Annotated in this window: 16 protein-coding genes; 2 read left to right on the forward strand and 14 right to left on the reverse strand. The window is 36.2% G+C overall.

Annotated elements, in window-relative coordinates; all coding sequences use genetic code 11:
- Positions 1–125 precede the first annotated feature (125 nt).
- The 8 genes from licT to JOE49_RS00660 all read right to left on the reverse strand — a co-directional run bounded on the left by licT (position 126) and on the right by JOE49_RS00660 (position 13,579).
- On the reverse strand, positions 126–956 hold the full coding sequence (gene licT, locus JOE49_RS00625) for a BglG family transcription antiterminator LicT (RefSeq protein ID WP_069080789.1): 831 nt from the start codon (positions 954–956) through the stop codon (positions 126–128).
- Between the two features lie 277 nt (positions 957–1,233).
- On the reverse strand, positions 1,234–2,673 hold the full coding sequence (locus JOE49_RS00630) for a 6-phospho-beta-glucosidase (protein WP_069080787.1): 1,440 nt from the start codon (positions 2,671–2,673) through the stop codon (positions 1,234–1,236).
- A 1,711-nt stretch (positions 2,674–4,384) separates the two neighbouring features.
- Complete coding sequence (locus JOE49_RS00635) at positions 4,385–5,314, reverse strand: hypothetical protein (protein ID WP_209940396.1); 930 nt, start codon at positions 5,312–5,314, stop codon at positions 4,385–4,387.
- A gap of 468 nt (positions 5,315–5,782) precedes the next feature.
- Complete coding sequence (locus tag JOE49_RS00640; RefSeq protein WP_209940397.1) at positions 5,783–7,882, reverse strand: TniQ family protein; 2,100 nt, start codon at positions 7,880–7,882, stop codon at positions 5,783–5,785.
- A gap of 24 nt (positions 7,883–7,906) precedes the next feature.
- Positions 7,907–9,745 (reverse strand): TniQ family protein, encoded by a 1,839-nt coding sequence (locus JOE49_RS00645; protein WP_209940398.1) that lies wholly within the window; start codon positions 9,743–9,745, stop codon positions 7,907–7,909.
- A 56-nt stretch (positions 9,746–9,801) separates the two neighbouring features.
- On the reverse strand, positions 9,802–10,743 hold the full coding sequence (locus tag JOE49_RS00650; protein WP_209940399.1) for a TniB family NTP-binding protein: 942 nt from the start codon (positions 10,741–10,743) through the stop codon (positions 9,802–9,804).
- On the reverse strand, positions 10,740–12,818 hold the full coding sequence (locus JOE49_RS00655; protein ID WP_209940400.1) for a Mu transposase C-terminal domain-containing protein: 2,079 nt from the start codon (positions 12,816–12,818) through the stop codon (positions 10,740–10,742). The genes JOE49_RS00650 and JOE49_RS00655 overlap by 4 nt, the downstream gene beginning before the upstream one ends.
- Complete coding sequence (locus JOE49_RS00660; protein ID WP_209940401.1) at positions 12,815–13,579, reverse strand: hypothetical protein; 765 nt, start codon at positions 13,577–13,579, stop codon at positions 12,815–12,817. Before JOE49_RS00660 ends, JOE49_RS00655 begins: the two co-directional genes overlap by 4 nt.
- Positions 13,580–15,118: 1,539 nt before the next feature.
- Between JOE49_RS00660 and JOE49_RS00665 the strand changes: the two genes are divergently transcribed.
- Positions 15,119–15,451, forward strand: coding sequence for a hypothetical protein (locus JOE49_RS00665; RefSeq protein WP_209940402.1), 333 nt, complete (start codon positions 15,119–15,121; stop codon positions 15,449–15,451).
- Between the two features lie 295 nt (positions 15,452–15,746).
- Positions 15,747–16,397 (forward strand): DUF4238 domain-containing protein, encoded by a 651-nt coding sequence (locus JOE49_RS00670; RefSeq protein ID WP_209940403.1) that lies wholly within the window; start codon positions 15,747–15,749, stop codon positions 16,395–16,397.
- An 858-nt stretch (positions 16,398–17,255) separates the two neighbouring features.
- On the opposite strand, the gene JOE49_RS26220 is transcribed toward JOE49_RS00670, so the two are convergent.
- From JOE49_RS26220 to drmA, 6 genes are all read right to left on the reverse strand, one after another.
- Entirely contained in the window at positions 17,256–17,444 is a 189-nt protein-coding gene (locus tag JOE49_RS26220; RefSeq protein WP_280922045.1) for a stalk domain-containing protein, read from the reverse strand.
- Between the two features lie 57 nt (positions 17,445–17,501).
- Positions 17,502–17,681, reverse strand: coding sequence for a stalk domain-containing protein (locus JOE49_RS26225; RefSeq protein ID WP_336077687.1), 180 nt, complete (start codon positions 17,679–17,681; stop codon positions 17,502–17,504).
- Positions 17,682–18,148: 467 nt separating this feature from the next.
- Positions 18,149–19,411 (reverse strand): DNA cytosine methyltransferase, encoded by a 1,263-nt coding sequence (locus JOE49_RS00680; protein ID WP_209940404.1) that lies wholly within the window; start codon positions 19,409–19,411, stop codon positions 18,149–18,151.
- Positions 19,412–19,497: 86 nt separating this feature from the next.
- Positions 19,498–20,211 carry a phospholipase D-like domain-containing protein gene (locus tag JOE49_RS00685; RefSeq protein ID WP_209940405.1) on the reverse strand — a complete coding sequence of 238 codons (714 nt, stop codon included), beginning with the start codon at positions 20,209–20,211 and terminating at the stop codon, positions 19,498–19,500.
- Positions 20,190–21,986 (reverse strand): DrmB family protein, encoded by a 1,797-nt coding sequence (drmB, locus tag JOE49_RS00690; protein WP_209940406.1) that lies wholly within the window; start codon positions 21,984–21,986, stop codon positions 20,190–20,192. Before drmB ends, JOE49_RS00685 begins: the two co-directional genes overlap by 22 nt.
- A 2-nt stretch (positions 21,987–21,988) precedes the next feature.
- The gene (gene drmA / locus JOE49_RS00695; protein ID WP_209940407.1) at positions 21,989–25,267 is read right to left on the reverse strand and encodes a DISARM system helicase DrmA; all 3,279 of its coding nucleotides are present in this window, start codon (positions 25,265–25,267) and stop codon (positions 21,989–21,991) included.
- Positions 25,268–25,277: the final 10 nt, after the last annotated feature.

Genomic DNA, 25,277 nt, shown 5'->3' on the forward strand with positions numbered 1-25,277 from the left:
AGTAACAATCCCAGTTAAAACTTATTAAATTCCTGTTACTCTCATAATATAACCAATCTACCATATTTGTCAACAAAAACTTTTAATCATATATTTTTGATCCTTTTTCGTCGAAAAAGTTCGACTTATCTATTCACCACCCGTTCAATATGCACGGTCAGATACAATTTTTCTTCGTTCGTCAATTCGTGGTTGTATTCTTTTTGCACAAAAGCACCAATTTTCTCTGTGCAAGCAGCTGCTTCCTTGTGCTTTTCCTTAATCATGTCATACAAATGATCATAGTTATTTTCGTAGTGATTTCCCTTAAATACGCGCTGAGCGAAAAATTTCAGATGCGTAATAAAGCGGAAATAGCTCAGAGAGTCCTCGTCAAAATCGACCTTAAAGTGATATTTTGCAATATTGATAATTTGCTGGATAAACTTCGTGATACTCATGGTCGTAATGACTTCCTCGTTCATTTCAGCATTCACGATGTGAATCGCAATATAAGCTGCTTCGTCCACAGGCAGTTCAATACCGAGCCTTTGTTTGATTTGCTCCAACGTTTTCAGACCAATTACGAATTCTTCTTTATATAGCTGCTTGACTTCCCACAATAACGCGTTTTTGATTTCCAATCCTTCCCGGTATCTTTCAACAGCGAAATTAATATGATCGGTCAGCGAAACATAAATATTTTCGTTCAGCTTTCTGTTCAGATTATGCTTGGCATCATTAATGACTTCCTCCACAATCACGATCAAATCAAGCGGTACCTCACGCAACAACATTTTAAAGTTATCGGACGTCTGCTTGTTTTTCAGGGCAAATACCTTCTGAATTCTGGTTTCGTCTACTTTGTCTCCAGGCTTTTTCTTAAAAGCAATCCCCCGACCCATTACCACGAGTTCGGTACCGTCCGTCTGGTAGACGCTGATTACATTGTTGTTGATGACCTTTGCTATGTTCATCTCGATCCCCCGTTCCATATGCCAGCAAGAGCCACACTTGCTCCATCCTCTTTATTGTAAACAGAAAAAAAACCGAAGCACGCCAAATAAACAAGACTGTAACATCTTCTTATTTGTGGCTTAGGTTTTGCCTGCTACGCAGTAACAATCCTAAAAATGATGGAATTGCGTCAAGTATAGCCCGAAGAGGAACGATTGTCAACGCTTTCAATGAAGAAACGAAGATCGGAAATCCCCGTGGGCCCGGGACGTCCGATCCTATTTTCTTGTGGTACGATTATTCGCCCAGATTTTCGCCGTCGGAATGAATTACGTTTTTGTACCAGTGGAAGCTTTTCTTTTTAATACGTTTCAACGAACCGCTTCCTTCGTTGTCGCGGTCCACATAAATATAACCGTAGCGTTTTTTCATCTCTCCTGAGGAAGCACTGACAATGTCAATAGGTCCCCAACTTGTGTAACCGATAATTTCAACTCCGTCTTGAAGAGCCTCACCCATTTCGGCAATATGCCGCTTGAGATAGTCGATCCGGTAATCGTCGTTAACTTCTCCTTCAGGCGAAACCACATCATTGGCACCAAAACCGTTTTCCACTACGAACAGGGGCTTTTGGTAACGGTCATGCAATTGGTTGGCTGTGATGCGGAATCCTTTTGGATCGATCGTCCAGCCCCATTCGGACTTGTCCAGATATGGATTGGCCACGGAGCCAAATACATTACCACTGGTCATGTTCTTGACGATTTCCGGGTCTGTGCTGGTCGTCCGGCTCGAATAGTAGCTGAATCCGATATAGTCAACGGTATGATCTTTCAGAATGGCTGCGTCGCCTGATTCCATCTCAATGTTTAATCCATGATCCTTGAAGAAGCGCTTCGCATAACCAGGATATTCGCCGCGTGACTGTACATCAATGAAGAAGTAGGACTCGCGGTCTTTTTCCATGCCCTGATACACATCTTCGGGATTACACGTATACGGATAGAAGCTGCCGGCAGCAAGCATACAACCAATCTTGGCATCCGGGATAATCTCGTGACACGCTTTTACAGCCAGCGCGCTTGCCACAAGCTGATGATGTGCAGCCTGATACTGAATCTGTTTAACGTTTTCACCTTCTTGAAAAACAAGACCGGCGCCGAGAAACGGCAAATGGAGAAGCATGTTAATCTCGTTGAATGTCATCCAGTATTTCACTTTATCCTTATAGCGGGTGAATACTGTTTTAGCATAGGTTTCAAACAGGCCTACCAGCTTCCGGCTCCGCCAGCTTCCATATTTCTCGACTAGATCCACTGGCACGTCAAAATGAGCGAGGGTAACGACTGGCTGAATGCCATGTTTATGCAACTCGTCGAACAAGTCATCGTAGAATTGCAAACCTGCTTCATTTGGAGTAGCGTCTTCTCCTGTTGGAAAAATACGAGCCCAGGCAATGGAAATACGTAGCGCCTTAAATCCCATTTCTGCAAATAGCGCGATATCCTCGCGATAGTGGTGATAGAAATCAATGGCTTCGTGGGAAGGATAGAATTCGCTTTCAAGTGGAGTCAGCGAGGGAACATTCCCTTTCATTATGCTTCTTCTCTTCTCTCCGGTAGGCAACAGATCCACCAGACTCAATCCTTTACCGTCTTCCAAATAAGCGCCCTCGGCCTGATTGGCAGCAAGAGCACCGCCCCATAAAAAGTCTTTAGGAAAAATATAACTGGACATAAACGTTCTCCTTCCAAATGTGTGATAAAGGGGTTCCTAGAGGGTGGTGATGGATATAAAAAAACCCAAACCAGCCTGTATACACTTGCAGTGTAAACAAGCCAATTCAGGTTATGCCCTATCGGTAACATCCCATGAAAAGGTTATACGTATTTGATTGAAACTCTAACAAAGATTTGGGAACCTGTCAAATTCATTTGATATAATAACACGCAATTAACAAACCAACAGCATTACGTCAATCGCCTATTGGGTAATGAATAGAACCATGAAAGAAACCCCAGATAAACGACTTTACGAAAGATACCTGGCTGTTCGTCTTTGTCTGGAAGGGCACATGTTTTCGGAAAGTCGCTAATTTAAGATATTTTGTTGCAAGAAATTTAGAAAATCCCTTTGCATAGAGCCAAGAGGAATAATTTTTTTGATTATCTTGAACCTCCAATGCTGTCCTTTAATGTTAAATGACCAGATTGCAGAAGACAGATATATAGAATGATATTTTTGTTCTTGTAAATCAGCTACTTCAAATTCAACTTTTTCTACTACTTTAGATGAAAATAGATTGAGGAAAAGGATGATAATCCTATCATTATTTAGGAGTAATATAGCTCGACTTGTACAAGCTGAAAGACTCTGAGGAGTTGAATAGCAGATAAGCATGTTAGGTTCTCTATGCGATTCAGTTAGCTTATTAATAGTTTTTTTGTTAATGAATATCATAATCAAATACCTTTCTATTTGTTACTATATAAACCGCAATTAAGATCATAACCTAACCAGTAGCCGACCACTTGTTTCTAGCGGTTGTTCATTGATTCGTTTCATAAACCGGCCGGCATGAACTTAATCTTATAAAACCTCTAAAAAAACACGTTATTCGCCACATTGGATTTAAGCCATAGCCCCCTCGACTGGATCAGGTTGGGACTATAGGGCGGAAGAAAGGCCAGGTGCAGGCGTGGATGTTCCTAGTCTCAATTGACAATATAAATAGTCCCATTTGATGTTATAAACCACACCAGCTGTGGGTTATATCATCAATTGAGACTATAACATGCTTACAATCGTTGTTTCTATAACATTAGTCAAAGATATTTATAACATCTAGTAGGATAAACGTACCTTTTCTATAAAATAAACTGAGATAAGTATTTTCCATTAATTGTTACCAATACGTAAATGTTAAGTAATATTGATTTTGGAAAATGAATAGATCTATCAGTGAAATTAATTCACTTGACTACGATCAAGCATACTCATTTTAGATGATGCATACAGAACAAAGTACTACTCCCTCACATAAATATTTTTTCCGTGTCCATTCTTCCTAAAGTCAAATTTTCATACATGCCCCTATGAAATCTATTCCTACTTTGCTTTGAGTCATTTTATGCATCACTATTACAAACAATAGTTGCTTTTCTTAATTTATAGTCGTAATAACCGACTAGATACCCGTCTGTTTCTAATTTTCATAGATAGATGCCTGCGATAATATTTGATATATCCACTCACCTTCAAACTTAATTTCAAACTCACCTTTTGGAATTATATATTTTTTAAAAATTTGAGCAATGACAAATTGGTTTTGAACTTATGTCCCTGTCCATAGGTCTGGACAAGAACTATAACGCTAAATCAAAAAAAAACGCGATTATCACGCCTTCTTATGAGTACAAGTTTTTCCACTCTGAGAGCAGTCCTTTATTTATGCACCTTTTGTAATGTGATCTTCATATTTATCTAGATCCGATATAATATTAAATAAAGCTTTTTGAATTACCTGAGAGTAGTGATCCTGAAGTTGTTTTTTGCTTCGTAAATGTTTATGTCCATATTTCTTTGCTTCTTCAATATCACTTTGCATTTTATTTATAGAAGAAATAATTTGCAAGTGGTCGTATAAATGAAGCGCAATATCATCACTTATTTCATTTAAAACTACATTTTTAACGTTGCATAAATATGATTTATGAGCAACTACAGTAAGCCATGCTAAATCGTCATCATACAAACTAACTGGATCATCAATTTCTTCCCAAATTTCCTGTAAATTATCTATTAGATCCTTAATTATGAACATCTTCTTGGAGTAATTATGCCCTTGGTCTATTATTCCATTAACCTCTATATTCGAATCTGCTAAGTACGCAAATTTTTCCTCCGTCGTTAGTGAAATACCTAAGAACTCTCTTCTAACGCCATAATTCAGACGATTATTCAAAATATTAACTAACCTTTCCAAGTGGTAGATTTTTATTTCATATGATGTACTGGTCATTAAATCTTCTCTTTGAGAAACTGTTATCTCTTGATTTGTTATAAAGGCTAACCCAAAAGCCCCATTCTTACTAATACCTCTAATATCTTCAATGCATTTTTCTTTGATAACTTTATATGTTTTTTGCCCTCTTGGAAAGTATACTGCTCCTATCCACTTCTCATTATTTTTAAAACATATAAAGTCTTTTGTCCCGTCCCTTCCACCTAATGGATGAGATGGATCAATGGATTCAAAGCCTTCTGAGTTCAAAATATGGCTTGCTAGTCGCTCAGCAGCTTTTTGCCCTTTAGTCCATTCTTTCAGTCTAAACCAAGTTTCATCTCCTTCTAAACGTCTCGGATTTTCGTCTTGCATATTGGTCACTCCCCATCTTTTGATCATAGATATCATTTGCTATTGAGCTTCAGACATTCTAACTTTGTATTCCTAGCTTATAAATATAGTCTTATGCTATAAGCGCTCATCAAGACATTGCACCAGGCTAATTGGTACATATGGACTAAAACTATAGTTAGTTATTTAATCAACTTATAAAAATTTATTGTTAGGCACTTTTTCTCCAAGCTTGAAGTATTTTCAATCTGCTAGTGATTAGTTTTGTGGAACCCTCTCCTCAATCTTGTAGCAAATTTTTTTTCATCCGTCCGCAGACGTAGGAGATTTACGACGTTGCTATCAATCACCACGGTATGGGTGACTCGATTTAGTATTTCCTGATAAGCTTTTGATCCTAGTAACACTTATAAACAGAGGAACGCTCCGGTATCCATCTCTTCATGAAACCATGCTGCTCGCGTTCCTCTGGCAAGCTCACTTTAATGGTTAATTATTTTCATAAATTTGTTCTATAAAGTCTTCTGAAAATTCAGACTCAACCTCTTTCAAAGGCATTGTCTCCCAGACTAATTCTTCAATAGTTTTATCGCAAAATAGTCCCAGTTCTGTTTGCCCCCACAACTTACCTACATTAATATTAGAATACTTACCAAGATTAGATTTAGACAAATTGATGTCATGTTTGAATAAGTAGTGAATGGTTTCTTTGAGCTTTTTCTTTTCTTCATTCAATTTCTTTGTAGCTTGTTGCTCCTTTGAAACAACAACTTGTTCTTGTATCCACTCTCCTAATTCTGGGCAATTTTTCGTTAGCCACTTTCGATTCCTTCTAATATAACTGTATACATTTTGGCAATTGAAAGCCCGTTCCTCCCTAAGTAATTTCTCTGTGTAATCCCTAGCCAAAAACCAACAAGTTTGAATTTGATATGACAAAATCGACTTGTTTTGGAGTTGGCGAGCAGAAGTAGCCTCATCATGTAAATTATGATACTTTAGGACACCTCTCGATACCCCATAGATTTGTTCGAAATCCTTTTTTGAGAATGATTTTCCCTGTTGTCGACACAATTCTCGATATTCCACAATTTGCTTTGATAAATTCTTATGATACCTCGGTATCCTTTCCACCTTTTTCTTATTATGAATCCAATACATCTGAATCTCAAAAGTATAGTAATACTGATGAAATTCTAATACGTTCCAATTAAATATTTTTTTTGCTGCAGGAATCATTTTAAATCTAAATAAACCACCAACATGCTCACTTAATGTTTTGAACTTATTTATAAGATCTGATTCAGATTTTGGTCTTGTTACAAACTTATAACCTTCGGGAATTAAATTCTGGTTGTACATATAACCGATAACATCATTAACCTTTTGAGATGAAATATTGAGTATATGTTGTATCCTTTTTCTGGATACTCCAGATTTTAAGAGTAGTAAAAAATGATTGGAAACCAAATTAATTGTATTACCAATTTCACACCAATTTCCAGAATTCCGGTCATACCCATATGGTATGAAGCAAGAAGTACAAATTGATGGTTCCCGATGAGTGTGACTAGCTTTAAAATAATGGTTTGTCATATGAACATTCGTATTTTTATATTTACACCAAGGCGTTAAACAAGGGCCATGCTCCTTAGTTGGCTTATCCTCAAGAATAGATTGAATATACTCCTGACTCACTTCGACTCTTTCTAAGTCCTCAACAGAATTGTTACTATTTAAAAAAAAACGAATTAACATACCCACAATTGAATAATGCTTATCCCTTTTCCCTCTTATTAACCGCATTAAAATTTTTATATTACCTCGAGTTAAATACTTTACTCGATTCGATCTATATCTACTTTCCTTTGATTGAGAAAGAAATATCAACTTTAAGGCCAGCGTTTGTTTTAAATTGAATTGTCTGATACTTTGTTGTGGTGACAAACAATTATTTCCTAATAGTTGTTTCCAAATTTTATATTTTTTCAATTGGTGTGTGTACTCCGTTTCTTGTTCTTCTGCTATTTTTCCGTCGATACTTCCATAACTAAGTGAATAAGAACAGAGCACACAGCAGGATTCCTTCATTTGGTCCCTTGTATACGGCTGTAGTTTTCCGCAATTTATACAACTGGATTCCAAATTTGTTTTATGAATCTCGCATATTTGTAAACCTTTAATTTGCCATATTAAACTAAACCCTTTTTTATTTTCTAAGCATTTTCTGCAAAACAATCGTTTTTTCGTTTCCACTAACAAGCTCAGTTGATGTAAAGTGATGTCTAGCTCTTCACCAGAAATTTTTGAAATTTTTTCTACTGCTGAATAATAGGTATGAGAAAGGATTTCATCCTCACTCATACCTAATAAGTTTCCTAATAGATATATATCCGCTTGGCATTGGGGCAGCAAATCCAAATAACGATACTCTCTAGATGTAATTTTCTCTTTTTTCTGATTGTGAATGACTTGAAGTATCTGGTGAAATGTTGTCCGATTGGCTTCTGCTATTCGAAATAAGTAACTGGTTAACGCCTCTCCTTCTTCGATTCTCGGTCTGATTGGGAAAATATTTTTGTCCTTCATCTCTCTCCCTCATCATTAGATATTTTAATAATCTGGAATGTTTATTGAGAAAACCAAATCCCCTGACCTTTGTATCTCGCTGTTACGCTCCTCCCGCCATTCTTCAATTTGCTCAACTAGCTCTGGTATAACTTTTTTTAGGTAACCGTGCCTTATACCAAGAAAAGCGTATAGTTTTTGCGAATAAACATGTTCTGAACATTCACCGATATATGAAATTGCTTTTTTTGATATATTCAAGAACAAATGTTCTCTTCTTCGTTTCAATTGAATCTCTTTATGATTATGCACTACCCTTGCTCCACCTCTTTTATAGAGGGTGGATGTGGAGATTCCTAACTCTTTAGATACATTAGGTAGAGTAATAGAAATATCCAAGACAATTAGTTGTTCACATATAAATTGAACTTCATGTTCAAAGGTATGATCACTGAATATCATTTTCTCTTTATTATATCTTCTATTAAATAATTCTCTCATCACTGCTGGATGGTATCGGTGCAAAAGATATTGGCCATACCCATTCCATTTCGGCCAAAATCGGATTTGGGCTATATCTTGTCCTTGTTTCAACGCTGATATGAACATTTCTAACAATAATTCGTTGACTTCATATTGAGCTTTAGCCGTTTTCTCCAATAAGATTTGCCTTACATTAAAATATGCCACTCCTCGCCTAATACGCTCTTTATTCATAAAGAAACATTTCTTTTTATCCAACCAACTCATATTGCTTATATCACGCTTGGTCAAAACATCATACACAGCAATAAAACTGGTTCGTTCAATTAATTTCTTCTCCTGATTAAAAGCATACTCACAGAAGCATTCTTTACAAATTAAATAATGGGACAAACCTTTGCCTGACTTATGGGTATGTTTAGTGTTTGTAGATACAAGGCTACCTGGTTGATCTTTTTGTTTACACCATGGGGCTATGCACATATGCCCTCGAGTCCACTGAGTAGATGTATCCTTTAATAATGACTCTAAGAATTCTGGAGGTATTTTCATTTTGTACAGGTCGTTTATACATACCTTATTCTTGTATAGAACGTTGAATACAAAATTTAGTTTTAAAATCTTTTTGGCTTTAATAGTATTTCGTGCGTATTGGAGAAGGTGGGCTAAAGTGTATCCATCCAATGACTTTTTAACTATTTCAGGATGATACATAGACTGAGAATCATTTAACAAAAATAACAATTTCTGCGCAAGACTCTGAACTTCAAAATGCAACTTATCCCCGTAGATAAGTTGATTCATATTGGTTCGTACGGATTTCTGACGTGCTATACTATTTCCCTCATGTGTAGGCTCTGCTGGTATGTCTGTTAAAAGTTGATCGCAGTGGGGACAGCGTCTCAAGCTCGTAATCTCGTTATAATTTATCCGATGATTACAGTAACTGCACTTATTTACGAGCCTTTGATTGTGTTTTTGACAAGAATCAATTCCTTCTACCTTCCATAACAAATCGTAACCTCGATTTTCTTTCAAGCATTGAGGGCAGAAATGAAGAGTTGCACGTATCATATCGTTTGTAAAACGAGCTTGCTCTCCATTTGTAGAATATCCAAAGGTATTTACAACATTCGTGAAGCTACCTTTGTTCACATCAGATTGACTGATGCCTGTAAGTTTAGATAACTTTTCAATATTAAATACACTTTCAGGATAGTAATCAATCCTACGAATATCTCCTGCGTGAAGTAAGTACTTCTCATTTTTTCTAATCATATTCATCAATAAAATCAATGTAACTCCATTGTTTTCGGCAGTTCGTAGGAGATAACTAAACAGAGACTCTCCTTCAATATAAAAAGTTCTAGAGGGAAGTGCACAGTTACCTTTAGTTTTCAAGAAAAATCACCTTCCGGAAAATAATGATACTATCATTATTTCCCAGAAAGCATATATTAATAGCCTTTAGCCAACATCGTTTTAAACTCTTCTATTGGTAAATCACCATTTATATTCTGATAAGCTCTCCTGAGTACTTCTATCGTTTCTGATGTGAACGTTACATCCGCATATTCTCCGTCGAATACACCAAGGAGGCTGTACATTTCTTGAAGTACGGGCGTGAGGATCCCCATCAATCCAGAACTCATGGTGTGTAAAATCTGTGGCAGTTTTGTCGCAGGGTCCCCCAAACCTATAGGTTTTTCAGGTGCCAGACTTTCCTCTATTCTTGACAGTAATCGGCACCACTCTTCATCACACCTTTCAAACCGGTTAATGTACAATTTAGGGTACCGTCGATAGTTCTGAAAGTTTATTTTTAGTAGAGTCTCCACTTCAGGAGTTCCTGCCAGTACAAGAGTGATGTTTGCTTTATTGGCTATTTTCTTGAGTGCATTCATGGCTGCTTTATGAGGGACATTGGAGGTAAGAATATAGTCCATCTCATCTAAAATAAGTACTTCTACTTTTTGTTCCATAAGCAAATGAAATGCCTGACGTTGTGCATCACCAATAGATATGCGTCGTGGCATTTCTGGAAAACCCAAAGCATAGGAGATCTGCTGATATAGCTCTTTAATGGTGAAGGGATCTGGCAACTCCATATATACAACTGGCTTAATATCAACTTCTTTAGAGTTATCTGGACTCACCTCGGTGTATCCCATGTTGAGCTCTTCATATTTTAATAATGCTTGCGACTTTCCAACTCCAGAGGGACCGATAACAGATATATGCCGCTTACCATACTGTGTTGTACCTTGTTTAAACTTGTTTTGAGTTCGGATGGAGTCGAGTACATACCATACTTGTTCAATTTTCGGAAAACGAACATGTAGATTCGCAACTCTATAGGCTAAAGATTGAGTTTCCTTTTGTTCTACTATATTTTTCATTTTATATCCTCCATCTCGGCAAAAATGGCTTTAGCCCCCAATAGTAATTCATCCAAATCGTTGTTTCCTTCTAAGATTAAATTATTCGTTAAAGAGATCGCTATTTTCCCCCCCATTCGTTCATTCATTTTTCGCGCAGTAAGTTTTGGTTTGTAAGAATTAGCAATTAAATCCTGTAATTCTTCTTTGGCTTTTTGAACTGTCTCATTATCCAATCGATTTTTCCGTTTTAGATAACCTGTTTTCCGAAGGTTGTCTTTGATTTTATTCCAGGTATAGCGGTTTATATCTTGAAGCACCTCTGGAGGAGGAGAGGAAGCAACCACTTCAACATATTCTTTCGAGTCAGGTAATTGAATAAATATATGTGATATATCATCATCATCGTATTTAATTTTATATTTGACCTCCCTCTTATTCACAAGGTGTGCCAAATGATCGGCCCTATAATGGATATGATCCATTGTGATTCCATCTTTGCGGGTATAGGGTTTAAGCTCGGTTGGTAACAATTCGATGTGGTAAAATTCTCTTAGTTGAGGTTCTACAATAGGTGGATTACCATAAATGTCCACACCATCTTCATACTTGAGGATAGGAACGTTGCAGTCATCCGGCAAGCCCCTATGTTTTTCAAAATGGTAGATGTCAACGATATACTTGGCTACGATCTTCTCCAATTCAGCTAGTGTAAGTTTCGCTTCTTTAACTGGATCCCGATCACCTTTGTCCATGACATTAGAACCTGTGGAACCTGGGAGGTTGTGAATAATCTGTGTGTTGATTGAGCCCATCAGTCGTTCAATTACTCCACCATAATGGGGAGTTTTTCTAGGACGATAGCGGACTTCCGATTCAAGCGTTTCGTTTATCATTCTTTTAACGTTCACACTTGTAAAGTCTGAACCGTTATCTAAGAAAATGACTGAAGGGATACCAAATATAGACCATTCATTGGTCGTGCCATAGCGTTCTTTGGCCCCCTTAGGGAATATACCATGTTCAATCGCTTTTCGAACTTTATTGGCTGACGGCTCATCAAATGACAAATGCATGCACCAGATCATCCTTGTAAAAACATCAATGCCCAGCGTGATAACAGGTCTACCAATAGCCAAACCTGTCTTTTCATCAACCACAATAATATCCAATCTCGTATGGTCGATCTGTACCATATGTAGAGGATACTGGGCTGCGGTTTCCGAATACCCACGTTGCGTTGTGCTGTAAGACTCAATTCCCTTCTTTCCGTCTCTAAAAATTGCAACCGTCTTTGGACTTAACTGTTTTAAAAGAGAACGAACTGTAATTTCGGGAATCGGTTTCAAACCACTTTTTGTACATTTAGCCTCCATAATGCGAAATATCGCACTAGCTTTAAGACGTCTAGTGTTTAAATAATCTTTCTCAATCGTTTCTTTAATAATGGAGTGGTATTCATCTGCATACTTGGTATAGACAACATCGACCACAACTTCAGGGTGTCGTGGGCTACAGATCTCAATAGCTATTGTGTCTTTTCTCTGTATGTAATTAATATCTGTAGCTTTAACAAAACACTCCAATGCCATGGGTACACCCTGTTTCATTCCATCGCGGTAAGCCTTCACATACCTCATGAGCGTTGAACGTGCCAGTTTTTTCCCTTCGTTCTTGCTGTTCACTAATATTCTTGTAGCCAGCTCCTCTTGAGACAACTTTGTAATGTTCTCGTTTTTGTTCACGTATGTTTTTAGGTATTTATCTGAAAACTCAAGCAGTGCTTTCATATCATTTTGCTTGATTCTGGAAAGAAGTAATATGGGACGGATTAATTCGTACTTCCACGATACTTCTTCGCGCTTATGCTCAGGTAACTTTTCAAGTATGGATTCATACTTTCTCTGTTCGACACGAGCGATCGTTTTCCCACCCCGAAAGGTCGAATCGGAAACAAGTTTTTCAAGACTATATTTAAAGGTTTCATTATCTCCATCCGAACGCTGCAGTACAACATGACTCCCCTTAATAGCAATTAATCTATGCTTCCTTCCCATGAAGTGGATTTCTTCATTCACATTCAAAGTAATCTTCATATTCGATTACCAAAAGCTATTTGATATAACTCATTTAAGGGATGGGCGGTCGTAGCTACATTTAGCTCGATTACGGTATGTTGAGAAATGACTATATTCATATTTGTTTCCACCTCTCCTGTTGCAATCAGGTGGTACAAAAATGGTTTTATATCAGCTGAAGAATACGAAGGAAAGCTACAAGATAATTCTTCAATTGACACGGGACCATTCATCATCATCTTGAACATGACATCCTTTCTAATTGATGGATATAGTCTGCGCTCCCGAAGATGGCCTTGAAGCATTTGTATATTGTTTAGCACTGTTTGCGGCAAAGTTTTAGGATAAATCACATCATAGTTCCAGCCCTTATGGGCAGCAAACTTCTCACAAAACTCATTGCATTGCTGAAACGTTTTACTAGGGTCGTCTGGTGCCTCTTTTATCTGATATAACAAAGGAGGACAACCATTTCGAAATACCAGAACATCAGGCACATGTAACCAAAATTCCCCCTCTAATTTTTTTGTTTTACATGGAATGGGGACTTCAATGGGTTGAACATAGTAATATAATGTTGAAACATCCACCTCTAGAAAATAATAAAATAAACACTCATTCAATGAGTGGTACTCGACAGTACGCTTCATCTTTCTACTGTGAAAACTTCCGATGATGTGAGGCCTTTGCCAGCTGATTTTATTATCTACTCTCCGTTTTGGTGAGAATTCTTGGTCTTCTTGTAGCCAGTTTTTATTATTCCACATCAAAGATTCCATGAAGAAAACCTACCTTCCTGGTAATCAATATTACCAACCTCCAAAGCGTAAATCACTCGGCTATAATAATCGATATAAAAACCAATGCTAAGTTTGACTTCTGGCCCACAGTCCGTTATCAGATATGGTTGCTCGACAAGAAACACCGTGCTGAAAATGCGGTTTTCCTCTTTGGAAATATATCTCCTTCTCCTTTCGGGAAACGGATTAATTAGCTGATCTATTTTTATCTTCTCATAAATAAAATTAAGAATAGAGATTTTCACATGTAACCTCTAAAAAAACGACACTACATATTTTCTGCAGTGTCGTCTTGTTAGTGTTATTTTTAATTGTTGTTTCAAAGCGTCTTATGGCGGTTATTAACCACATATAGCTTGAATTAAACACGTTTATCTTTATTTCCTCAGAATATCTAAAGTAATTTAACGATACGGACTCAATTCAGACAATATTCTTACTTATCTTTTAAAAATTCATGCCTTTTATTTTCTTATAGAGCACAGTGTAATTGTATCCGGTAGATATATTTTTAGCTTCGCGGTATTGATCAATTTCAGTTTTATTAAAGTATCTTTTTGCTGCAAACTACATTACCTTTTCATAATTAACAGAGCCCGAACGGCTTAAACCAGAAACATTCAATTGCTCCATAATGATGATAGCTTTAATCAGTGGATGTAGTCCAACAACTTAGAAGCTCCTTGATGATACATTGATTTCTGGATCTCGTGAATACTCCTTTCGTAAACAAATCCACTATCCAAATGTTCGATCACACTTCCTTTTACGGACGATCTTAATATTCCTGATAGATGTGCACTTTAGTAGACATTCCAACAACCATTGCTTTCCTATGTTTGCTCTCTAATCCAGTCCTCCCCTGATATTCAGGATGCAAGGCACCTTTTTTAGCTTTTGAATTCTCCCTTCAGAATAAATAATTGAAGCTAAACTAGATACACCTTTCATCCTCCTAAAGTACAATGTCTCCGTAGAAATCAAATCATAACCAAAAAAAAGAATCCGTTATTTATTCCATCATCTGTTTGCCAACTTCATAAGGTGAACTTTGCAAATAAATCTCTTGGTCTAAACCCTGAAGACCCCTGCAATCTTCTCCCTCCACACACTCTGTCAAGTATAAATAGATTTCATATCCTTTTGGGTTCTACCTAATACAAACGTTTCATGCCCCATTATGTTGGGCAATCTCAAACCAACCTTCTCGTATCGCTTTAGAACAAGTATAATTTAACATGCTGAAACTGGATGTCACCGAAGCATAATCATACATTTTTTAAAGAATCCGATTTTAGGGGCATCATTGTTCTCCCTTTAGCTTACGTCTCTATTTATTGACAATAGGATTTTTTATATTCATTAAATATTAGAATCTCCGAATGGCAATAATATTGGATGATTCACCACAAGAATGTATTTAACACTTTAATTGCATAAAATCAGCTATCATATTGAATTTTGTCTTTTATTGAGATTTTCGTGCGATAAACAACATTCTAAAAGGAGGAACTATTATTGTACTATTCAATAGTTGAAAACAATAGGTACTGTGTGGTGTTAAGAGATGGGGTCGTTGAAAAATTAATTATAGAGCTTCCAACCGAAGCACTTGCGGATGAAGTCGCTGTGCAACTTCAAATGGCTTGGTTAGATGGAGAGTCTTGGGGAAAGAATGAGATGAAAAAACAACTTGATCCAGATGGCTACCGTTCTGAAATCAGTAAAGCCATAGAAAGCTTTAAAAACAGGAATCACAACGAGCAAAAAAGACATCATCACGAAGTGACAGAACAATATGAATCACAACGAAATAAAGTCAGACAACAAGTATTACGTTTAAAAAAATGATTTCCCTTTTAAAACTCGGACGATAAACATTCAATATTCTGAAACGAGATGCACCCATATTCCCATAACGTGAACTCACTGTCAAAGGAATTGTCGTTCTCTTCATATAGGAGTTGTATTACATTTCAGATACTATGTTCTTCTCATATTACTTTATATAGAATGAAGAACCCTAGACATAGTAAAATAAAGAAACTTCGAGGTAGAGAGACAAAGTCAATAGATTTTGTGTAAATTTACTACCAATACAGCCTTTTAAAGAACTTGGTATGAAAACATAATGTAACGAGGTGTTATGTATGGCAAACAAACCGCGCGTAAACATCATTTCTTGCCGCAGTTTTATCTGGCCGGTTTCACCAATTTAGGAGCAAAGGATAGTCTTTTCTGGGTGTTTGATCAGACTACGGTAAATCAATGGGGAGCTAACCTCGAAACGTGGCATAATCAGAACAATTTTTACCGTGTTGAAGTTCCAGACGGTGAATCCGATGATTTTGAGAAGGCTCTTGCTCAATTTGAGACTATGGGAGGACCCATAATCAAAAATCTGATTCAGAACCAAACAATGCCTGAAGGGGATGACTATGTCATTCTTATCAACTTCATAGCTTTGTTGGCATGCAGAGTTCCTTCAAGGCGTGAAGTTTTTGATGAAGCAATGAGTGATGCGATGCAGGTGTGGATGCAGATGATTTTCCAGAGTCCTGAACATTACGAGTCCTACCGTACAAAGATGATTGAATCCGGTAATGAAGTAGATAACTCAACAATATATGAGGAAATGAAAGAACTCGTAAACACCAACTCCCAATACACAATTTCGTTCCATAACCATATCCATTTAAACAATATGATGACTTCTCTAAATACCATCATTCCTTTGCTTCTGGAACGAAAATGGTCTGTTCTTCTGGCGGATGAACAGACCGGATATTTCATTTGATCTGATTCTCCCGTGAATTTGCACTGTACAATACCTCAAGAAACGATTTGGGGGCCGGGCTTTGGATTAAGAAAAACTGATGTCACCGCTAAGCAAGAATGTCTTGTTGCTTGGAAGATTCGAAGAAGAATTGCCAACTCAGTACCTTTCGCCTGAAGCTAGGCTATTGCAATCATGAACAGCTATACCGCTAGCGACTCTCAAAGATATGTATATTCGAGTGACAGGGATTTTATTTGGTATACAAGAAACAATTGTATTGGAGCAACAGATGATTTAACCAAAACAATACTTGAGAACAGGGACAACTAAGACGATGAAGAAGCCCTAGCCGCACTGTTAGGCGGGAAGCGCTGACTTGTCTTCGACTGAGAAAGACAAAAGAAGACAAACAGACTGACCCGAAGGAAATCTGGCGACGGGGCTACTGCATTCAGAGGTACTACCATGTACCTCATTAGAAATCTGTCCCATTCGACGTCAGATAAGACAAAACCCTAGAGCCTGAGGTGGTAGTACGAACGAGAAAAAAGTACACCAAATGGTGTCCGTCTGGTACTGAATATGGAGTAAGGGGAGTCGAACCCCTGTCCCTCATTTTTTAACTTGAATTAAATAAAGTCATCATTCTCCTTCAAGTCTTACGGGGTAAGGCATTGAGGGAAATCAGTTCGTTATTCGACATTAATGAACTTTATAATATTTTAGAAAGTATTGAGGCTCCGGTCTATTATTCGTCTACAGAAACGGACGGGACATTTAATAAAATTGCCTTCCTATTAATTGAGATTACCCTGTTAACTTATCATTTGTTTATCCATTTTTATACCTGACGTTTCAAATACAGGAGCAATATAATTAATTAGGCTTAGTAATGTTTATACACAAAGTCTCATCCTTTTTGGTACTGTCGACAGTAGCGCCCATAACCTCTGAAACAAATCTGAGAAGCACCATAACACGGTTAGGCAATACTGGCATAACAGGTGAACTAGGCATCAACTTTTCTTTATCGTTTACATACGCCACTTTACTTCTAATAGTCAGACTTACGTATTACCTTTTCGGAACGGATTGTAACCTCCTGTTTTCCTCTATTCCAACTTACTTCCCTCCAAAATTCTCTGATACAAATCTAATTGGAACATACGTTGTATTTGTTGTTCGTTCGATATAAGGATTTGCATCAGATGTGACTTCAACATTGTTTACTTTAAGAATAAGATTAAACAAGTACTTAGGAAGAGCAGCATTAGTCTGATCTGCTGTTACAAAGAAAATCACTGCAAAGAGTATCGCATTAACTGCTTTTTTTTAACATACAACATTATTCCTTTTCTAGTTGAATAATACTCATTATTTGTAGAAAGTGTACTTATCTATACGGCTAGAATTTTTAACATAATCAATTTCTCCACCATGATTCCAAACATCATCACCTAAATTTATAAAATAATTTATTTTGCTCGTTCGGTATCTATACCAGCAATATTACTAAGTTCTGATTCGAATGTATCCATTAAATTTAGCAAAGTAGGGAAATTACTTAATTGTCAATATATAATTCTACTGTTCGCCTCTTTCATTAAAGCTTGTGATAATAAACTCATTATTTCTCCATCAACTATACTCATAATAATTTTCTCCTTTCATTCAAAACAAATAAAACAGGGTATCTTGAGAATTCTCAAGATACCCTTCTTAATGGCCCTCGAACCACAATGTATATCCGAAACTTACCAATTAACGTTTCATATAATTAACTCAATTTGTCTGGGAAGTTTGCCTTGCAATAATAAATTTATTTTTTTGGCAAGACTTTCTGCCATAAGAGGTGGAACTGCATTCCCGATTTGCGTAAACACCGCTGTTCTCGGCCCTTCAAAAAAGAAGTTATCAGGGAAGGATTGAATTCTAGCTGCTTCTCTTACGGACAAAGAACGTAATTGATTAATGTCTGGGTGAATATAGTAATGCCCGTCTTTTGCTATATGTGCAACCATAGTATGTGAATAGCCAATATCACCGGCTACCACTTTAAAACGGTCTAAGAAAGAAGTAACGTTTTTATGAGTTCTTTTAGCCTCGGGTACATCAGTATACTTCAACCGTTTTTTTTCTTTGTTCCATTTCTCAATCGCTGATTTATATATATCCCTATCCCGACTGTTGTGATTTCTACTAATATGCTGCACTAAAATATCAGTATCATCACGAATACCGAAATCTATAAGATATCTACTGGGAGAAGATTTATAGTGATAATCTCTAGTTTCGCCCGGATTAAGTGCTGGCAAATCAGACAACAAATCGTTTACTGAAAAATTATGGGTTACTTTATTGAATTTAGGATAAAAGAGATCACTGCCCTTTTTCCATCCAACTAAGATAACACGTCTTCTTTTTTGTAACACACCGAAAAAACTTGCGTCAAGAACTTTTGCTTCAATATTATATCCAGCCTCATTCATAATCCTCTGTACATCTTCAAATAAATGTCCTTTTCCAGCAGTTAAAATACCAGGGACATTCTCAAATAAAAATAACTTTGGCTCATATTTTCTAAGAAATTTAACATACTGTTGATAAAGATAGTTTCGTGGATCATTTTCTTTTTTGTATGGGTCACGAGCCCTACCAACCAACGAATATGCTTGACAAGGTGGTCCTCCTATAAGAACATCAATTGAATTTATCCCATTACTTACAAGATTATCGTCAATGATTTTGAAGATTTCATCAATAGTTGAATCTGAGATTTCCATATTCATCACAGAATTTAAAATCCTAGCATCTACTTCACTATAGAGTTTATCTTGATCTATCTCGCCTCTTAGATAAGCGTAATAAAAATCAAGTTGCTTATTTTGTTTCAAATAATGAAAGGCTGCACGCGTCTTTAACGTCTGTGCAGCATATTTATCCATCTCTATGTGTGCTATGGGCTCAAATCCCTGACGTATGAATCCTTCAGAAAGCCCACCCGCCCCGGCAAACAAGTCTATAAAATTCATACTTTACTCCTAAGTTTTTTTCAATATTATAACCTATTACTATACAAAAATTAACTACCAAACGTAAAGATGTACAAAAAAAGAGCTTATTTATTTCTTTTTTTAACGAAATATCCTTTTTCAAGCATTGTGTTAAATATAGATCTTATTTCTTTAGCACGTTCTTTTGATTGCAATAATACCCCTAGCTCTAAGTTTCCGTCCATTCCATTAAAAGAAAGATTAGCTGAGGTTACCACTGACTTTTCACCATCAACTGTAATTACTTTTGCATGAAGTGCCTGAGTGTGATTTGTCGCTCCTACATAATCATAAATCGACAGTTTATTATTTCTAGCATTCATGAGTGGAGATAAAAGTTTTGTTTTTCCTTCATAATCATCAACAAAAACTTCAACATAAACTCCCTGATCAGCCTTTTTCTTTAACAGTTGTATTAATTTATTCGCATATTCACTCAATGAATATATGGAAATAAGAATACTGTACCTAGCTTCTTGAATTAGTTCTTCAAACAAAACTTGAGTATTTCTTCCTCGTATCCCGGCAACCTCTGGTCCTGACCAAACCATATGAGTCTTATCCATGTTATTTAATTTATTAGACTTTATAAGTAAATACACAAGATTTTTCTTGTCCTCTAAAGAAATACTTGGAAAGTTGGAATCTATCAACCTAGTAATCTCACTATTCGATTTCAAGAAATCAAGAATATTATCACTTGATATTAAGGTCTCTAAAAGTCCTCTTTGAGACTCTATTTCATCTGAAAGGTAATCTAATCTATAGTTATTCCGCATATTGTCACTATTAAATCCTCAAAGTATCCTTTAATAGAATTAGAACTGGTAGGCACAACCAGTCTCCTATCGAGAAGTCTATTTCCGTTTTCACAAGCTGTTTCTGGGATCATTGAACAAGCATGGCAAGCCGCTCCGTTTAACTCACCATTACCTGGATTACTTGTTACACAACTTGGATCACCTGAGCATGTTAAAGCAGCTTTAAGTCCTTCCAACAGTATATTCTTAAAGTTTTCGATTTTCCCCATCTCCTCCAATCCCCCTAAAGTTCCTTCCGAATCACCGCTTCCCGTATATATAAGTAAACCGCACATATTATCGCTATAATAAATTCGTTCTTTTAATTCTGTTGTTGAATAACCGCAATGTAAAGCTAATTCTCTTATTAGAATATGGGAAAGTGTGTGTAGTAGAACATATACAACATCTTTTTTATTTTTATATTCCCACCCTTTTTTCTCAGTAAACGATTTAAATTCATCATTATAAACATCGGAAATAGCACTTGAGTTAAAACGCTTTAGCCAGTTTTGAACTTCAACTTGGTTAAGCTCAAGAAATATACCTTCTCCGTTTGTTCTTATTGCTGGCAGCCAACCAATGTCTCTACCAGAAAGATTAACCTCACTAGCAGAACTGTCACTTTCAGGATCAGGATAAGTACCACGAGCAAAACCTTTCAAAGCGGTTACTTCCCTAACTTTTTCAATGCGAATAATTCTTGAAAAATATTGTAGGAAATATGACGGTATTTCTACGTCTGTAGCAAGAAAGCTCGATAAGTAGTTCTTACTTATTGTTTCATGATTCAAGATTGATCTATATTCGCTTTCTTTAATTTCACTGTATTGAGAAACTCCCTCTGCCACCTTTTCGAAAATTTCTCTATATTCATCAAAAGTAAAGTTCTCATCTCCAATAGTTTTATATGTTACTCTTAAAGCTCTATTTAGAGTTTTTTCATAGTCAAATGTTTCCTCATCTATTTCGCACATGTTTTGCTGATCTTCAATAATTTGTTTTATGTGTACAGCTTTCTCTTCCACAATTTGAAACCGTGGATCAGACCACGGCGGAATTTCCAGAGCACTCCTCACGATAGAGAAATAAACATTGGTTGCTCCTCTTAAGCTAGGTATTATCTCTGCTTCACAACTTTCATTCTTTGATTTAGGTTTCTGGACATGTCTGCCTGAGCATTGCATAAAACTAAAACTATCTTTGTTTAATGCGTCCCCCATTTTTTTGGTAACCTGACATTGTTCGCATTTTAATTGTAATGAGTTCAAAGAAGATGTATAGCTCCCAGTTTTTAGCGTCAACTTCCCTGAACAGTTCGTTTTACCACCGTGCAAATACTCACGATAAGGAAATTCATCCATGTGCCCCTTCTCACACATTACAATAAACCGGGATGGATGAGCCTTACCTTTCTTACAACTAGGGCACACAAGTCCCTTATAATCATATATTTCTTTTAATGAACTCCCTATTTTGGATACTTCGAACAGGTAATCACATTTCGAACAAACATGCCAGTCAGGAAAAATGATAACTGGTATTGAGGACTTCCCCTGCTTGGGTTCCATAAAATACTTAACATTCAGGTAAGATGCAAGCTTATTAAAATATATTTTCTTACCATTTTTTTCTCCAATGTTATACCAATAACTTATGTCGAGTGGTACAACAGAGTCTAACTTTGCATCTATTATTGAACCAGGACCGAATGTTGTAATAATTTGACTTTGACTGAGTTCTCCGATATCCACCTTTATTCCTCCCATAAATAAAGCCCTACTTCTTTTTGTACGTTCCTCATGCTATTCAATGTTGATTTTTCATGGTTAACACCGTTTTCTCCAAACACTTTTAATAAACGGTGGACGGTTTTCATTTTATATCCTCTATTAAACGAAGACACATGATAATATAAATTTTTGTGTTTTCTAGCCAAGTTAATCCACTCGTCATAGAAATATCTAATATCTTCTAATGTTTTTTCCCAGTTATTATGATCAACTATTGTAACTCTATCTTTAACTATACGGAGAACTTCATTTATATCTTCTTGACTTAATCGTTCAATAGCTCTAGCGCCAATTTTATTGTCCCTTAATTCATCAAACCTCCCTCTTAAAATTGCTATTAACGCTGCATGCAAACTTCTTTCCCTAGATCTTGCAGAGAAAGGCGTGGCTGAATTACCTTCAACATACCTATACAAATGAGAATGATAGGTTGTGAAGTTTTCATAATGCGATAAATCTCTCGATCTATATGCATTATAAATAGTTACCACTAGGCCAGGTGTCTTCCTTCCTATTCTAGAAGTAGCCTGTATATATTCTGCTGTTGTTTTCGGCTGTCCTGTTACCGCCATTAACCCTAACCTTTCAACATCCATACCTACTTGTATCATGTTAGTCGCCACTACGACGTCATAGGGATACCCATCTCCGTTGAAAGAAGTTTCTAATCTTTCCAAAACTTTAGGAATCTCCCTTGAGTTCTTTCGTGAGGTTATTTCATCGTAGACTAAACTATTTCTAGCCCACTTATCACCATTTCTCTGTTTTAATATAAGAGCTCTAGCCGGAATGTCATCTTGTATTAATCTCACAGCTCCTCCTAGTTCTCTCTTACTGTTGTAATAACCGACCAACGTCCAAAAAGGATCAATGAAATCCTTATAAGTAGGATCGTTTTTGTATCTTTCCGCTGTTTGTAGTAAAACAGCATATACCCGTGAAATGGTTGTTTTCATAGATGTATATGGCGAGCTGATTCCTATGTATTCTCTAAATGGATGCTCGCTTATACTTTTTTCAAGCGAGAAATAAGAGTCGTCAGAATCGTGGCCATTAGAAGGAAATTGATTAAACATTGATCTAGCATATAAAGAAGTGATTTGCTTATCAGCATTTTTTATTGTTGCTGTTGAAGCGATGTACTTAGGAAGAATCACTTTTTTGTTTTCATATACTTTCGACAACTCGTCGATAGCCATTTCATAACTACCGTAAATAGTTCCTAGCGGTCCTGTAATTAGATGAAGTTCATCTTGTAATATAAGTTCTGGTGGATAAAATGGTTGGGCTTGTTTTTGTTTGTCTCCTATTTTATGGCCTTTGTCAGTACAACTTTTAATAGATTCTGCATCCAACATACTTCCGCAATCTGGACACTCCATTTTTCTTTTTCCAAACAACAGATTTGTCTTCTCTTCAAAAGTAATTCTAGCAAATTTATCAACAGTGCCAATTATTACAGTAGGCGTTTTTTTGTAAATGTCTTCATCTATCAAATAGACAGGAATATGGGTATTATTGAAATAACAATCGTTGTTTGAGCAAAAAACTTCAAATTTCTTATTAATTATGTCAAGTTTATAAGATGCATTATCAAGTTTTGAACCACAGCATGGACATTTAAGTATCTGTCCTTTCAAGTTTTTTATTTTGTTTTCAATTTTATAGGACTGATTGAATTTACTTTCAACTAAATCTGCATACTTGTTTACCGTAACAGTGCTCCCTACCCAGAATCCTATTGAAAATTCTTTATCTCCGAAAGACATAGTATTTTCATTTCTTAACATCTCACATGCAGAGATTAGTCTTAACATCCGATCTCTTTGTTGAGTTGTTAGAAGTCTAAGTGTATACCTAACAATTACTGTAACACCACCATCCTTCTCAAACTCAGCAGAATTTTCTTTAGTAATTCTTCTATGAAAGAGTAGGAAAGCAATAACACCCAAATAGGCTTCAGTCTTACCACCGCCAGTAGGAAAATATAGCAAATCTAAAATATTACGGTCAGGTGTTTCTGGATAAACAATCCCTTGAATATTAAGAAGAACAAAACCAATTTGAAAAGGTCTCCAAAAAGAATGATTATATTTGTAATAATTAAAATTTTTATTTTCCTCTGTACTTTTCGAATACTCTCCCATGCTTCTAGATAAATGTAATGACTTATTCATATAAATAAATGCATAAAATGCCTTATCATTAGTTTGGAGTATATTAACCCCCTCTGACATTCTAGATAAGTTCTCTTCGCAGATTTTTATTTTATTATCTCCAATGTCCTTGTATGCTGGGTCCTTCATATACTCGTGTGATTTTAGTCTCTCAATCCAAATCTTGTAGTCTCCTAGGAGATCAAGCAACTCCCTTATAATTTCTTCCTTATTATCGCTCTCTGAGTATTTTAACATTGAAAAATAACCACTGAATTTAGAAATCTCAGCATCTACTCCATTGATCTCCTTGGATGGAACAAAACTTGTTAATATTCTTTTTGCCGTATGACCAATTACATCTTCCCATACAGCAGCACATCCATATCCTCTAGAGAAAATAGGCTTTTTATTATAAAAATAATCCTCTTCCTCGGTCTTAGAATATGCAGAAGATTCGGATAAAAACACCTCTGTATTATCGGTAGATTCTAATATTAGTTCAATTTGATAAACATGCTTAGTAGGATCATTAATTTCTTCTTGTCTTCTTCTATTTTCAACGTAAATCGAGATCATTTTATTATTATTATGCAACCTATGAGTTATCCAACTTATATATACATCTTTCTCTAACAATTCACCTTCAATATTTCCATTTGTAATGTTTATTATTCTTACGAATTCTTTAGGTACTCTTTTATATTTACGAGAGTTTGATTCTTCCCCATTCGTTTCTTGCACTATATAATCAGCCCATCTTATTTTCGCCAATATTACATCTGTTTCCTTTGGTAAAAATACTTTCAATCCTGCAGAACTCTGTTTATTTTTACTTGGATATAGCTCCTCTGAAAGTTCTATAGATTCAAACTCATTATCGTCATCTTCTTCTTGATTTTCTTCAAAGAAACTATCATCTACTTCATCAATTATCACATTTTCTGTAATAGGACTTAGCCTTCCCATGATGTAACTTGATGTAGGACTCTCATAAAGCACTTCATTTTCTTCATAAGGACCAATCAAGTCTTTCCTTAAATTTTCCACAAACTCTTCTCTTAGCTTTCGATATCCATCTCTCATAGTTCTATTC

This window comes from Paenibacillus sp. PvR133 (assembly GCF_017833155.1).
In the GTDB taxonomy this organism is placed as follows: domain Bacteria; phylum Bacillota; class Bacilli; order Paenibacillales; family Paenibacillaceae; genus Paenibacillus; species Paenibacillus polymyxa_B.